This is a genomic window from Pseudomonas sp. NPDC087803 (genome assembly GCF_044742995.1).
Taxonomy (GTDB): Bacteria; Pseudomonadota; Gammaproteobacteria; order Pseudomonadales; family Pseudomonadaceae; genus Aquipseudomonas.
In genome coordinates, this window is the sequence record NZ_JBIUVO010000005.1 from 91,354 (window position 1) to 104,446 (window position 13,093).

Annotated in this window: 12 protein-coding genes and 1 pseudogene; 5 read left to right on the top strand and 8 right to left on the bottom strand. The window is 62.0% G+C overall.

All coding sequences use genetic code 11. From position 1 onward, the window contains the following. Window positions 1–92: 92 nt before the first annotated feature. The 6 genes from ACIOUG_RS06535 to ACIOUG_RS06560 all read right to left on the bottom strand — a co-directional run bounded on the left by ACIOUG_RS06535 (window position 93) and on the right by ACIOUG_RS06560 (window position 6,166). Window positions 93–740, bottom strand: coding sequence for a carboxymuconolactone decarboxylase family protein (locus ACIOUG_RS06535; RefSeq protein WP_401063561.1), 648 nt, complete (start codon window positions 738–740; stop codon window positions 93–95). 118 nt (window positions 741–858) lie between these two features. Then, the gene (gene codA / locus ACIOUG_RS06540; RefSeq protein WP_401063563.1) at window positions 859–2,094 is read right to left on the bottom strand and encodes a cytosine deaminase; all 1,236 of its coding nucleotides are present in this window, start codon (window positions 2,092–2,094) and stop codon (window positions 859–861) included. A gap of 14 nt (window positions 2,095–2,108) precedes the next feature. After that, window positions 2,109–3,380, bottom strand: coding sequence for a cytosine permease (gene codB / locus ACIOUG_RS06545; RefSeq protein ID WP_401063564.1), 1,272 nt, complete (start codon window positions 3,378–3,380; stop codon window positions 2,109–2,111). Between the two features lie 239 nt (window positions 3,381–3,619). After that, on the bottom strand, window positions 3,620–4,432 hold the full coding sequence (locus ACIOUG_RS06550; protein ID WP_401063567.1) for an alpha/beta fold hydrolase: 813 nt from the start codon (window positions 4,430–4,432) through the stop codon (window positions 3,620–3,622). Window positions 4,433–4,634: 202 nt separating this feature from the next. After that, on the bottom strand, window positions 4,635–4,991 hold the full coding sequence (queD, locus tag ACIOUG_RS06555; RefSeq protein ID WP_007915588.1) for a 6-carboxytetrahydropterin synthase QueD: 357 nt from the start codon (window positions 4,989–4,991) through the stop codon (window positions 4,635–4,637). Between the two features lie 95 nt (window positions 4,992–5,086). Further along, window positions 5,087–6,166, bottom strand: coding sequence for a patatin-like phospholipase family protein (locus ACIOUG_RS06560; protein WP_401063570.1), 1,080 nt, complete (start codon window positions 6,164–6,166; stop codon window positions 5,087–5,089). Window positions 6,167–6,410: 244 nt separating this feature from the next. Here ACIOUG_RS06560 and ACIOUG_RS06565 point away from each other — a divergent pair, with 244 nt between their 5' ends. Genes ACIOUG_RS06565 through ACIOUG_RS06580 form a run of 4 tightly spaced genes read left to right on the top strand, consistent with a single transcriptional unit; the run spans window position 6,411 to window position 9,012 of the window. After that, window positions 6,411–6,719, top strand: a complete 309-nt coding sequence (locus tag ACIOUG_RS06565) for a PepSY domain-containing protein (RefSeq protein ID WP_401063572.1) — start codon at window positions 6,411–6,413, stop codon at window positions 6,717–6,719. Beyond that, a complete protein-coding gene (locus ACIOUG_RS06570) occupies window positions 6,719–7,030 on the top strand; it encodes a PepSY domain-containing protein (protein ID WP_401063575.1) in 312 nt (103 codons plus the stop codon). The genes ACIOUG_RS06565 and ACIOUG_RS06570 overlap by 1 nt, the downstream gene beginning before the upstream one ends. Window positions 7,031–7,033: 3 nt before the next feature. Next, on the top strand, window positions 7,034–7,702 hold the full coding sequence (locus tag ACIOUG_RS06575; RefSeq protein WP_003223514.1) for a response regulator transcription factor: 669 nt from the start codon (window positions 7,034–7,036) through the stop codon (window positions 7,700–7,702). Beyond that, window positions 7,699–9,012, top strand: coding sequence for a sensor histidine kinase (locus ACIOUG_RS06580; protein WP_401063578.1), 1,314 nt, complete (start codon window positions 7,699–7,701; stop codon window positions 9,010–9,012). The genes ACIOUG_RS06575 and ACIOUG_RS06580 overlap by 4 nt, the downstream gene beginning before the upstream one ends. 132 nt (window positions 9,013–9,144) lie before the next feature. Here the strand turns inward: ACIOUG_RS06580 and ACIOUG_RS06585 are convergent, their stop codons facing one another. Together ACIOUG_RS06585 and ACIOUG_RS06590 are read right to left on the bottom strand one after the other, a co-directional pair. Beyond that, the gene (locus ACIOUG_RS06585) at window positions 9,145–9,900 is read right to left on the bottom strand and encodes a methyl-accepting chemotaxis protein (protein ID WP_371262551.1); all 756 of its coding nucleotides are present in this window, start codon (window positions 9,898–9,900) and stop codon (window positions 9,145–9,147) included. A 102-nt stretch (window positions 9,901–10,002) separates the two neighbouring features. Then, a pseudogene (locus ACIOUG_RS06590) lies at window positions 10,003–11,475 on the bottom strand (HAMP domain-containing protein); the annotation flags it as partial. Window positions 11,476–11,742: 267 nt separating this feature from the next. On the opposite strand from ACIOUG_RS06590, the gene ACIOUG_RS06595 reads away from it, so the two are divergent. Next, on the top strand, window positions 11,743–13,062 hold the full coding sequence (locus tag ACIOUG_RS06595) for a Na+/H+ antiporter family protein (RefSeq protein WP_027613996.1): 1,320 nt from the start codon (window positions 11,743–11,745) through the stop codon (window positions 13,060–13,062). Window positions 13,063–13,093: the final 31 nt, after the last annotated feature.

Here is a 13,093-nt window from a genome sequence, read left to right on the forward strand (position 1 = left end):
CACATTGGATTCAGGTGGGCACGAATAATGTTTCCACACAAAACCCTGTGGGAGCCTGGCTTGCCAGCGATGAGGCCCGCAGGTTGACCCTGTCAATGAGCCTTGAACAACGTCACCGACACCACATGATCACCCTGCACCGTCAACCAGAGCAGTGCACGTGGCGACAGCTCATCCTCGAAACATTCAACAATCACTGTGTGCGCCGAACTGGCCTGTAGCGCCAACCTTTGCGCGTGTTTCAACTGGCGCTTTACCGCGCCACTTACAGGAATCGGTGCATGCCCGGCGCGCACTTGTTCACAGAAGGTCTGTGCGACTTCACGGGGTGTCGGTGGGGGCGGTGAGGTCAGGCCGGCTTCGTCGAACAGCCGATTGAGTTGCTCCGCTGCGCTGACCGCCCGAGGAAAACCGGCAAATGCCGAGGCCTGCAATAACACTTCGGTCATTTCACCGGGCGCCAGCCCCGAGGCCAGTCCCGTCTTGAGGTGCACACTCAGCGGCGGACCGACCATCCCCGAGGCGACGATGGCGGCAAACGATACTGCTTCACGCAAACGCGGGTCGAGGCCGGGGCGGGCATGCAAATGCCCGTAAACCACGCCCACCGCCAACTCGCCCAACGCGGGTACGGTGTGAAACAGTGCATCGAGACGAGCGCCGCCATCGGGTACAAGTCCGGTAAAGGTATGACGGCCTTCGTCGTACAGCGTGGCCATGGGTGAAGGTTTGTGGTTCATGGAGAAATCCTCAAGCCAATGAGGATGGCGGTTGATCAACTACGCACGAACTTCAGCATGAAAAAGCGTCCATCGAGGTGGGGGAAATCGGCGTCATCGCGACGCCGATCTGATTACCTTAGACGAACTCCACCACCGGCATCTGCCGCTGCATCAACACCTTGCCGCCGCGAATCGAATACAGCGGCAGGCCCTGGCTGCGGATCACTTCGTAATCGCTGTCCGCCGACAGAATCAGCAGGTTCGCCGGGCGCCCCTGTTCCAGGCCGTAACGCTCGCCCAGGTGCATGGCTTTGGCGCTGTTGTCAGTCACCAGATCCAGCGCGTTCTGCAGGTTGCGATAACCGAGCATGTGGCAGATGTGCAACCCGGCCTCGAGCACGCGCAGAATGTTGCCGTTGCCCAGCGGATACCACGGATCGACGATGGAGTCCTGGCCAAAACACACGTTCATCCCGGCCTCCAGCAACTCGTTCACGCGGGTCACACCACGGCGTTTCGGGAAGTTGTCGAAGCGCCCTTGCAGGTGAATGCTTTCGGTCGGGCATGAGACAAAACTGATCCCGGAATGGCCAAGCAGGCGGAACAGTTTGGCGCAATAAGCGTTGTCGTAAGAGCCCATCGCTGTGGTGTGGCTGGCCGTGACCAAGGCACCCATATCACGGCTGCGGGCTTCTTCGGCGAGCACTTCGAGAAAGCGTGAGTGCGGGTCGTCGGTTTCGTCGCAATGCACGTCCACCAGGCAGCCGGTGCGTTCGGCCAGGTCCATCAGAAACTTCACCGAGCTGACGCCCTGATCGCGGGTGTACTCGAAATGCGGAATGCCGCCGACCACATCGGCGCCCATGCGAATCGCTTCTTCCATCAGCTCGCGACCGTTGCGGAACGACTCGATGCCTTCCTGCGGGAACGCGACGATTTGCAGGTCGATCAGGTGCCGGGATTCTTCGCGGACTTCGAGCATTGCCTTGAGTGCGGTGAGCTGTGGATCGGTGACGTCGACGTGGGTGCGCACGTGCTGGATGCCGTGGGCGGCCAAGGCCTGGATGGTCTTTTTGGCGCGGGTCTTGGTGTCTTCTTCGGTGATGGTGACCTTGCGCTCGCCCCAGCACTCGATGCCCTCGAACAGCGTGCCGCTCATGTTCCAGCGCGGCTCGCCGGCGGTGAGGGTGGCGTCGAGGTGGATGTGCGGCTCGACGAAGGGCGGCACCACCAGATTGCCGCCGGCGTCGAGGTCGCCGGGGTTGAGGGTCGGGGCTTCGGTCTGGCGGCCGATGCTGCGGATCAGACCGTCTTCCAGGTGCAGTTCGTGCAAACCTTCCTGGTTGCGCAGTCGGGCGTTGATGATGTGCATCAGGCGAATCCTTCTTATAGGTCTTGTAATGGCACGGTGGCGCGACGGGCGCCGAGCAGGCCGGTAACGATGACATACGTTAGCGCGGCGGCGGCAATCCCTACCAGCGGCGCGACCCAGGGCGAGTGGAATGCGGCGAGCGTACCGACCGCGTAAGCCCCCAGCCCCGGCCAGTTGAACGCCGGCAGCCGTGCGTCGGCCAGACGCGGATAGCGCCCGCGCCAGCGGAAGAAAAAGTCGGCCATGATCACCCCGCCAATCGGCGGAATCACCGTACCCAGCAGAATCAGGTACGGCACGAGCATGTCGTACATGCCCAGCAGGGCGAGCAGGGTGCCGATCACCGCACCGGCCAGGGTCACGGTCTTGCGCCGGCCGGTGCGCAGCAGGTTGCAGCCGGCGACGGCGAAGTTGTAGATGGTGTTGTCCTGGGTGCTCCAGATGTTCAGCAGCAACATCGCCATCGCGGCCATGGCGAAACCTTGCAACAGCAACACTTCAACCACATCCGGCTGCTGATAGACGATTGCGCCGTAGGCACCGATCAGCACCATCAGGCCATTGCCGATGAAAAATCCGATCAGGCTCGCCAGCACGGCGACCCGTGCCGAGCGCGAGAAACGGGTCCAGTTGGTCGCCTGGGTCGCGCCGCTGACAAAGGTGCCGAACACCAGCGTGATCGCGGTCGACCAGTCCAGCGAACCGCTCGGCACTACGCTGAGCAAACCATCGAGGCCACCGACTTTTACGGTCGCAACCCACATCGACAGCATCAGCAGCAACATCATCGCCGGCACCGCGATGTACGACAGAATCTCCAGGCCGCGATAACCGACATACGCGGTGGCGCAGAACACCAGGCCGAACAGCACCATCAGACCGAGCACGGTGCCCTCATCCAGATCAAAGTATTTGCCGAGCACCACGGCGGCGGTCGCAGTGCCCCAGGCGTACCAGCCGATCTGGGTGAAGCCGAGGATCAGGTCACTGAGCTTGCTGCCGACTTCACCAAAACAGAAGCGCCCCATCAGCACCGAATTCAGGCCGCTCTTGAAGGCGATGTAACCCAGCCCCGCCGCATACAGCCCGAGCAGCAGGTTACCGACGACGATCACCGCCAGCATCTCGCCAAAACTGAAGGCCACACCGAGCTTGCCGCCGGCGAACATGGTTGCGGTGAAGAAGGTGAAGCCCAGCAGCACCATGGCGGTGGAGGCCAAGCCTTTGCGTGCATGCATCGGGACTTCGCTGAGGGGGTAGTCGTTGCCGGGATCGGTCTGCGTCATGGGGCGTTCCTTGCTGAAAAGGGGGGACGCGGTGTGGGTTGCAGTGGTCGTGCCAAGCGACGGCATTGCGCGTAGGTATAGACGAGGTGGTGATATTCGGCGCGAAAACGGTGCACCTGAACGCACCGAAGCCCAATGTAGGAGCTGCCGCAGGCTGCGATCTTTTGACTTTGATTTTAAAAAACAAGATCAAAAGATCGCAGCCTGCGGCAGCTCCTACAGGGGGATTTGTGTTGGAGTCAGAGGAAGCGCAGCAGGGCGGCGACGATGGCTTCCGGGGCGTCTTCCTGAACGAGGTGGCCGGCGTTTTCGATTGGGTGAAATTGCGCGCCGGGGATCATCTTGTGCAACGCCCGGCCCCGCTCGATGGGAATCCACTGATCGGCTTCACCCCAGAGAATCTGCACCGGACAGCGGATGCTCGGGTACAGCGGTTCGGCCTCGCGGGTGTAGCGTTCGTCCATCTGCGCGATCTGCCGATAGAACGCCGCTTGCCCCGGATCGCCGAGCCACGGTTGCACGTAGGGCGCCAGTTCAGCGTCGGGGATGTGGCGGTGAATCGCCCCGCGAATGTAAGTCGGGGCGATCGCGCGCTGAATGTAATCGGGCAGGCCGCTGAACGCCGCTTCATGCTGGCGCACATGCTGCACGAACGGCGATCCCCATGGCGTCAGCGCCACCGGATCGATCAGCGTCAGGCTGCGGTAATCCTTGCCATCAAGCAAATGCGTGCGCAGCGCGGTGGCACCGCCGAAGTCATGGGCGACCACGTCCGGGCGCTGGATGTGCCAGTGATCGAGCAATTGCGCGAGAAGCAGGTTTTGCACGCCGAGGGATACATCGGCATCCGGTTGTGCGGAGCGCCCGTAACCCAGCAGGTCGAAATAATGCACCCGGTGACTGGCAAAGAAATACGGCGCGATGCGGTGCCACACATACGATGAAAACGGCGTGCCATGCACGAATACCAGTGGCGGGCCGTCACCGATTACCGCGTGGCGTATCGGATGCCCGTTGAAATCGAAGACCTGATCCAGCAGCCAGTCCGTCATCGGCCTGTCCTCTTGGCGGGTTTGAGCCAAAAAGCATAGGCATAAAAAAACAGCCGTGAAGGCTGTTCTCTATTTTCCTGACAAACACCGATCCTTTGTAGGAGTGAGCCTGCTCGCGATAGCGTCGGCACATCCGAAATCAATGTGTCTGACAAACCGCTATCGCGAGCAGGCTCACTCCTACAGGGGGATTTGTGTTGAATCATTCGCCGCGATAGATGCAACCGCTGGTGCAGGTCTCGTGAATGCGGATCGCGCTGAGTTCCGGCAGCAGCGGCTTCATTTCATTCCAGATGAATTTGGCCAGCACTTCGCTGGTCGGGTTTTCCAGGCCGGGAATGTCGTTCAGGTAGTTGTGATCCAGACGCTCGTACAACGGCTTGAAAATAGCCTTGATCTCGGAGAAGTCGCGGATCCAGCCGGTGTGCGGATCGAGGTCGCCGCTCAGGTGCAGCGCCACTTTGAACGAGTGACCGTGCAGGCGTCCGCACTTGTGGCCGTCCGGTACGTGCGGCAGGCGGTGGGCGGATTCGAAAGTAAATTCCTTGAAGATTTCCACAGTATTTTCGGCTCTGTTCAGGTGGCGTTCGCCGCAGCGATTCGGGCAGGCGGCGAGTTTACCAGCTTGTGTTTGGCGATGCGGGAAAACACTGACTAAAGGGTCAGCAAGCGCTCGGCGAGGCGACCGTTGGCCGCCAGTTCGAGAAACTCGTCGCCGAGGCGGCGGCTTTCGTCCATCGCCGCGTGCCAGTACTTTTGGCGGCTCGGCGCATCGCCCATGAAGCGCTTGAAGTCGTTACGGTCCGGCAGTTTGCCGTAGGGCAGGCGCGCCAGATATTCCTTCGACGGCGCCAGCAGCAGCACGTCCTGCAAGCGCTCGACCGAGGCGCGCCGCCACGGCAGGGTCTTGTCGAACCAGCCCGGAATCACCCGGTCGGTGAAGTGTGGATAGAGCACAATCCCGTCGCCGCTGTAGGGCAGGTCGAGGTGATAGTCGAGCAGCCCGCCATCGCGGAAGGTGCCGACACCGGCGCCCGGCAGGTCGCGCACGCCTTCCATGACCATCGGGATCGAACCCGAGGCCAGCAGCGCCTGGCGCAGGTTGCCGGCATTGAGGGCGACGAAACGCGACGGGAAGTCGTCAAGCGCGTTGACCGGTGGCGCGAGGCGCGGATCGTGAATGATCAGCCGTTCGAAGTGCCGCGACAGCCGCGCGCGACCGCGCAGGTTATCGGCGATCACCGAACCCAGCGCCAGGCCGAGGCGGCCACGATGGTCGTCGGCCAGGCGTCCGTGGCTTTTGACCACCATAATGTTCAGGCGATAGTCGGCGTTGTTGAGGATGCTGGCGTCGCGGCCGTCGAGCAGGTCATTGAGCATGCGCTGCGAGCTCGCGCTGATCTCGGCCATGGTCACGCCTTTGTTGAAATTCTGCTCGGCGTACAACTGGCCGAGGCGGCGAATGCCTGCGGCGGCGTCCGGCAGGCAGGCGCTGGCGAAGCGCCAGGAGCCGACCGACGCACCAATCAGCGAGCGCTCACGCGGCGCGCTCGGCAGCCATTCGCCGAACAACGCCAGGTCCAGCCCCTGAATCCCCAAAGCCTTAGGTCCGCCGGCCGCACCGGGCAGGGTGCCGACGTCGGCGGCGTTCAGCCCTTGGGCACGAATGCGCGCCATGGCCCGAGGGCCGGCCTTGAGGGTGAGGGCAGGGAACTTGATGTGGATGGCGGTCATACCGGTCTCGATCGTTAGCAAGCGAACAATTATAAGCACATGTTGCAAAACACTGTAGGAGTGAGCCTGCTCGCGATAGCGGTGTATCAGACATATCAATGCTCAATGACACACCGCAATCGCGAGCAGGCTCACTCCTACAGGGCGAAGGTGTTGCTCTGGAGCAATGATGGCAATTCAGTTTCAGTTAAGTTGATCCCGCTAAGGTGCCCACCGTAGCTGCACATAAAAATACGGAGACCCCATGAAAACCCTGACTGCCCTGTCCATTGCCGCGATCATCGGCCTGACCGCCAGCTTCGCCCACGCCCGCGATCTTGGCCCCGATGAAGCCCTGCGCCTGCGCGACGCTGGTACTATCGTGTCCTTCGAGAAGCTCAACGCCACGGCGCTGGCCAGGCACCCGGGTTCGACGATCACCGAAACCGAGCTGGAAGAAGAGTACGGCAAGTACGTCTACCAGGTCGAAATGCGTGATCCGCAAGGGCTGGAGTGGGATCTGGAATTAGACGCGGTCACTGGGCAGGTTCTCAAGGATCATCAGGATACGTAATGAAGGTTAATGTTCGCGCCACCGGTCGCACGGCGTTGGCGCTCGTGATTTTTTGCTCGGCGGCGATGGCCCGCGATCTCGATCAGGACGAAGCCCTGAAGCTGCGTCAGCAGGGGGTGATCCTGCCGCTGGAGCAGGTGCTGCAACAGGCGCTGGATCGCTACCCCGGGGCCAAACTGCTGGAAGTCGAGCTGGAGGAAAAGCACGACGTCTATGTTTATGAAGTCGAGCTGCTGACGGTCGAAGGTGTGGCGCGCGAGCTGCACCTGAAAGCCGATACCGGCCAATTACTCAAAGACAAGGAAGATTGACCGATGCGTTTGCTTCTGGTGGAAGACCACGTGCCGCTCGCCGACGAACTGATCGCCGGCCTGCAGCGCCAAGGCTACGCGGTGGACTGGCTGGCGGACGGGCGCGATGCGGTCTATCAAGGCAGCAGCGAGCCGTATGACCTGATCATTCTCGACCTCGGCCTGCCCGGCGTTCCGGGGCTGGAGGTGCTGGCGCAATGGCGCGCCGGGGGCCTGTCGACCCCGGTGCTGATCCTCACCGCCCGCGATTCCTGGGCTGAGCGCATCGAAGGCCTGAAGGCCGGCGCCGACGATTACCTGACCAAACCGTTCCACCCCGAAGAGTTGCACCTGCGTGTGCAGTCGTTGCTGCGCCGCTCCAAGGGCCAGGCCAATCAGCCGACGCTCAAGGCTGCCGGCCTGCATCTGGATGAAGGTCGCCAGTGCGTGATTCGCGACGGCAGCGAGATTCAGCTGACCGCCGCCGAATTCCGCCTGCTGCGCTATTTCATGCTGCACCCGGAACAGATCCTGTCGAAAACCCACCTTGCCGAACACCTCTATGACGGCGAGACCGAGCGTGATTCCAACGTCCTCGAAGTCCACGTCAACCACCTGCGGCGCAAGCTTGGTAAAGCCGTGATCGAAACCCGTCGCGGCCAGGGTTACCTGTTCGGCGGGCAAGCTTCGTGAGGTCGATCCAGCGCCGTTTGAGCCTGGGCTTGATCAGTGTGATGGTGATCGTTGGCGTGGTGCTGGCGCAAACCAGCCTGTGGTTGTTCGAAGTCGGTTTGCAGCGCTATCTCGAAGCGGGACTGCGCAACGACAGCGAAAGCCTGCTGGTGGCGCTGGTGCGCGGCCCGCAGGGTTTGCAGCTGGATGAGCGGCACCTGTCGCCGGCCTATCAGCGACCGTTTTCCGGGCACTACTTCCGCATCGACTTTGCCGACAGCCACTGGCGCTCACGCTCGTTGTGGGATCAGGATCTGCCGCTGCTCGACCAGCCGGGCTTGCACAGCAACCTGCAACTGGGCCCGGACGGTCAGCAGTTGCTGGTATTGCGCTCGGACTATCGACGGCTGGGGCAGTCGATCTCAATCAGCGTCGCCCAGGATTACACCCCGGTGCGCGAGAGTTTCCAGCGCATGCGCCAGATCGGTCTCGGCCTGGGGCTGGCCGGATTGCTGCTGATTCTGCTCCTGCAACGGCTGACGGTGCGCCGCGCGTTGAAGCCGCTGGAACGCGCGCGCGAGCAGATCGCCCAGTTGCAGCAGGGCCAGCGCTCGCAACTGGACGACCAGGTGCCGGTAGAGCTGGAGCCGCTGGTGGCGCAGATCAACCATTTGCTGGCGCACACCGAAGACAGTCTCAAACGCTCGCGCAATGCGCTGGGCAATCTGGGGCATGCGCTGAAGACGCCGCTGGCGGTGCTGCTGAGTCTGGCGTCGAGCGAAAAGCTCGATGCTCACCCGGAGCTGCGCAAGATTCTCAAAGAACAACTGGAGCAGGTGCAGCAGCGGCTCAATCGCGAACTCAATCGCGCACGGTTATCCGGTGATGCGCTGCCGGGTGCGCTGTTCGATTGCGATGCGGAACTGCCGGGGCTGCTGGCAACGCTGAACATGATCCACGGCGAGCATCTGGCGCTGAGCTATGTCGCGCCACCGGGGCTGCAACTGCCCTGGGATCGCGAGGACTTGCTGGAGCTGCTTGGCAACCTGCTCGACAACGCCTGCAAATGGGCGGATGCCGAGGTGCGTCTGAGTGTGATCGAACGTACTGACGGCTACGCCCTGAGTGTTGAAGATGACGGGCCGGGGATCCCTGAAGAGCAACGCACTCAGGTGTTCAGCCGTGGCACGCGGCTCGACGAGCAGACTGACGGGCATGGTCTGGGACTGGGGATCGTGCGCGATATCGTCGAGACGTGGGGTGGGCTGCTGGTGCTGGGCGAGAGCGAGTGGGGCGGGTTGAAGGTGATGATCGAGCTGCCAAAACGCTGATCTTCCCAACACCACCAATCCCCTGTGGGAGCGAGCCTGCTCGCGAATGCGCTGGGTCAGACACATCATCGCTGACTGACATACCGCTTTCGCGAGCAGGCTCGCTCCCACATTGGGTTTGGCAATGGGCAGTCAGACCCGGAACTGATCCATCAGGCTCTGCTGCTGATTCGCCAGACTGTTCAGCGACTGACTCACCCGCGCCGACTCATTAGCCTGTCCGGACAGCGATTCGGTCACGTCGCGAATGGTCGCCACGTTGTTATTGATCTCCTCGGCCACCGCGCTTTGTTCTTCCGCCGCGCTGGCGATCTGCAGGTTCATGTCGCTGATCACAGTTACCGCATCGCCGATCTGGCGCAGTGCGGTCACCGCTTGCCCGACCTGTTCGACACTGCCCTGCGCCTGACGATGGCTGTTGCCCATCGACCCGACCACGTCCTGGGTGCCGGTCTGCAGTTGTTCGATCACCTGACGGGTTTCTTCCACCGACTCTTGCGTGCGGCGGGCGAGGTTGCGCACTTCGTCGGCGACCACGGCAAAACCGCGCCCTGCTTCACCGGCACGGGCGGCTTCGATCGCGGCGTTGAGGGCCAGCAGGTTGGTCTGTTCGGCAATGGCGCGGATGGTTTCCAGCACGGTGCCGATCTTTTCACTGTTGGCGGCCAGGCCTTCGACTTGAACCATCGCCGCGCTCATGTCGGCGGCCAGGGTGTCGATGCTCGCGGTAGTGCGGTCGATCACGGTCAGGCCCTGGCGGGTAGCGCGGTCGGCGTCCTTGGCGGCTTCGGCGGCTTGCGCAGCACTGCGTGCAACGTCCTGCGCGGTGGCACTCATTTCGTGGGACGCGGTGGCGACCTGATCGACCTGACGGTATTGCTGCTCCATGCCGGCGCTGGTCTGGGTGGCGATGGCCGAGGACTGGTCGGCGGTGTTGCGTGCATCCTGCACCGAGCGTTTCACTTCGGCGATGATCGGCTGCAACTTGTCGAGGAACTTGTTGAACCAGCCGGCCAGTTGACCGAGTTCATCTTTCTTGTCATAGGCCAGACGGCGGGTCAGGTCGCCTTCACCACTGGCAATGTCTTCGAGCATATGCGCGACGCCGAGGATCGGTTTGGTCACGCTGCGCGCCATCAGCCACACCAGCAGCAGGCCGACCAGGGCCGCGAGCACGCCAAGGCTCAGTTCGATCAGGGTGCCGGCGTTGTTGCTTGCATCCAGTTGCTGCTTGAGCGCTTCGGCGCGGCTGACCAGGACCTTTTCCGGCACGTCGAGCAACACGCCCCACGACGGGCCGCCGGGGATTGGCTGGAACGGCGACAGCACTTTCAACTGGCCGTTGCTGTGCAGGCTGCTGACGCTGCTGCTGGCCGCAAGTTGCCGCAACAGTTCGGCGCCGCTGACGGTGTCCACGGCATCCAGACGCTTGCTCAGCTTGCTCGCATCCGGGCTGTGACCGGCGAGCAGGCCAGCCGGGCTGATGATGCTCACGGCGGTCTGACCGTCATAGAGTTTTTTGCTCGCGCCCTGGCTGATTGCTTGCAGGCTGTTGAGGTTGATGTCTACCGACAGCGAGGCGATGACTTTGCCGTTGACCATCAGCGGGAAGACGATGCTGGTCATCAGCACGTTCTGGCCGTCGATCACATAAAAGTACGGTTCGATCACGCACGGCTTGAGCGTGGTGCGCGGGCAGGTGAACCAGGCGTTGGCCGCCTGACCGCTGGGGCCGGTGCTGGTGTCGGCCATGTCGCTTTCCGGCAGCGCCATCGAGGTGACTTTGCCGGGAGTCGGCTGCGACCAGTACAGGGCGAAGCGGCCCTTGTCGTTGCTGCCGAGTTCAGCCTGACCGGCGAACAGTTCATCCTTGCCGTCCAGCGCGTTGGCTTCGAACACCAGCGACAGACCAAGCAGATCCGGGTTGGCTTGCAAGGCGGACTTGACCTGACGGGTCATGTCCTCGCGCAGGTCGAAGGCGTCGAGGAAGCGCTTTTCGGCCTGTTCACGCAGGAACAGCACTTGGCGCGAGAAGCCGTGGCCATATTGATAGGCGTCCATGAACTGCTGGCGAATGCCGGCGGCCTGCACTTCACCTTGCGATTCGATACGCGCCTGGGCTGACTCGGTCAGCATCTCCATGCTCGACGCTTTCACCAGCTCGGAGCTGTGCTCCATGCGGTACAGCGAAAGACCCACCAGCAGGGTCACGATGCCGGCCAGGCACAGGCCTGCGAGCAGGGTGATTTTCCATTGAATGGAAAGTTGTCTGAGCGACATGGAGACGTCCTTATTCGATAAATATCTGAGACTTTGCACTGTAACGGCCGCGTTTCGGCTTTCTTTATTGTTCAGGCGCAATATGACCAATTGCCGCAGCTGAGTGACATTTAGGCCCCTGTGGCGAGGGAGCTTGCTCCCGCTGGGGTGCGTAGCGCCCCCAAACCCTGCTAATGCGGTCATTCAGGCACAACGCGTCTACCGAGTTTGCGACTGCTGCGCAGCCGAGCGGGAGCAAGCTCCCTCGCCACAGGGATCTCCTGCGCATCACCGGGTTGTGCATTGTCAGTTACATTTCAATTCAGCCGCTCGCTTTGACACCGCCGCCACTCTGCGGCACAGTGCGCGCCCTTCTAATAAGACCCTCTTTGCAAATCCGCCGGTCAAGCGTTGGCGGACTCATCCTGTCTGGCGGTGATGATTTCATCGCAGTGTTTTTGAGGTAGTGAAATGAATGCAGTGATTGCTGCGGTCGGCGTCATGCTGATCCTCAGCCTGTCCCGCGTGCACGTGGTGATCGCCCTGATCGTCGGTGCGCTGGTCGGTGGCCTGACCGGTGGTCTGGGCATCGACGCCACGCTCAAGGCGTTCAACAGCGGCCTGGGTGGCGGGGCGACGGTGGCGTTGTCCTACGCATTGCTCGGCGCTTTCGCCGTGGCGATTGCCAAGTCCGGCCTGGCCCATGCGCTGGCCGACAAGGCCCTGGCGATGGTCGACCGCCAGCATTCGACCGGCGGCGGCAGCGTCAAATGGCTGCTGATCGGCCTGCTGTGGGTAGTGGCGATTGCCTCGCAGAACATTCTGCCGATCCACATTGCGTTCATCCCGCTGCTGGTGCCGCCACTGTTATATGTGCTGACCAAGTTGCAACTGGATCGCCGGCTGATCGCCTGCGTCATGACCTTCGGCCTGATCACTCCGTACATGGTGTTCCCGGTGGGTTTCGGCAATATCTTCCTCAACCAGATCCTGCTGGCCAACGTCAGCAAGGCCGGGGTCGATATCAGCCAGATCAACGTCATGCACGCCATGGCGATCCCGGCACTGGGCATGGTCTTCGGCCTGTTGCTGGCGGTGTTTTTCAGCTATCGCAAGAAGCGCGTTTACGATCTGCAGAAGATCGAACAGGTCGAGCAAGTCAGCGTCGCATACAACCCGAAGACCATTGGCATTGCCGGTCTGGCGATTGCCGCCGCGTTCATCATTCAGTTGCTGCTGGATTCGATGATTATCGGCGCACTGGCCGGGTTCCTGATCTTCTCGGCCTCGGGCATCGTCAAGTGGCGCGAGACCGACGACCTGTTCACCGAAGGCATGAAGATGATGGCGATGATCGGCTTCATCATGATCTCCGCCTCGGGTTTCGCCGAAGTGCTCAAGGCCACCGGCGAAGTGCGTTCGCTGGTCGAGAGCGCGGCGGCGTGGATCGATCACAGCCAGGCGATCGGCGCGCTGTTGATGCTGCTGGTAGGCCTGATGGTGACCATCGGTATCGGCTCGTCGTTCTCCACCGTGCCGATTCTGGCGGCGATTTTCGTGCCGCTGTGCGTGCAGCTGGGGTTCAGCCCGATGGCCATCGTGTGCATCGTCGGCACCGCCGGGGCGCTGGGCGATACCGGTTCGCCGGCCTCTGACTCGACCCTGGGCCCGACCTCCGGTCTGAACGTCGACGGCCAGCATCACCACATCTGGGACACCGTGGTCCCGACCTTCCTGCACTACAACCTGCCGTTGTTGGCATTCGGCTGGGTGGCCGCGATGGTGTTGTAAACGCTGAAACCTGTGGGAGCGGGCTTGCTCG

Bases quoted from the DNA above. Each gene is read 5' to 3' on its own strand.
- ACIOUG_RS06535 (WP_401063561.1), bottom strand. From the start codon at position 740: ATGAACCACAAACCTTCACCCATGGCCACGCTGTACGACGAAGGCCGT.
- codA (WP_401063563.1), bottom strand. From the start codon at position 2,094: ATGCACATCATCAACGCCCGACTGCGCAACCAGGAAGGTTTGCACGAA.
- codB (WP_401063564.1), bottom strand. From the start codon at position 3,380: ATGACGCAGACCGATCCCGGCAACGACTACCCCCTCAGCGAAGTCCCG.
- ACIOUG_RS06550 (WP_401063567.1), bottom strand. From the start codon at position 4,432: ATGACGGACTGGCTGCTGGATCAGGTCTTCGATTTCAACGGGCATCCG.
- ACIOUG_RS06560 (WP_401063570.1), bottom strand. From the start codon at position 6,166: ATGACCGCCATCCACATCAAGTTCCCTGCCCTCACCCTCAAGGCCGGC.
- ACIOUG_RS06565 (WP_401063572.1), top strand. From the start codon at position 6,411: ATGAAAACCCTGACTGCCCTGTCCATTGCCGCGATCATCGGCCTGACC.
- ACIOUG_RS06570 (WP_401063575.1), top strand. From the start codon at position 6,719: ATGAAGGTTAATGTTCGCGCCACCGGTCGCACGGCGTTGGCGCTCGTG.
- ACIOUG_RS06575 (WP_003223514.1), top strand. From the start codon at position 7,034: ATGCGTTTGCTTCTGGTGGAAGACCACGTGCCGCTCGCCGACGAACTG.
- ACIOUG_RS06585 (WP_371262551.1), bottom strand. From the start codon at position 9,900: ATGGAGCAGCAATACCGTCAGGTCGATCAGGTCGCCACCGCGTCCCAC.
- ACIOUG_RS06595 (WP_027613996.1), top strand. From the start codon at position 11,743: ATGAATGCAGTGATTGCTGCGGTCGGCGTCATGCTGATCCTCAGCCTG.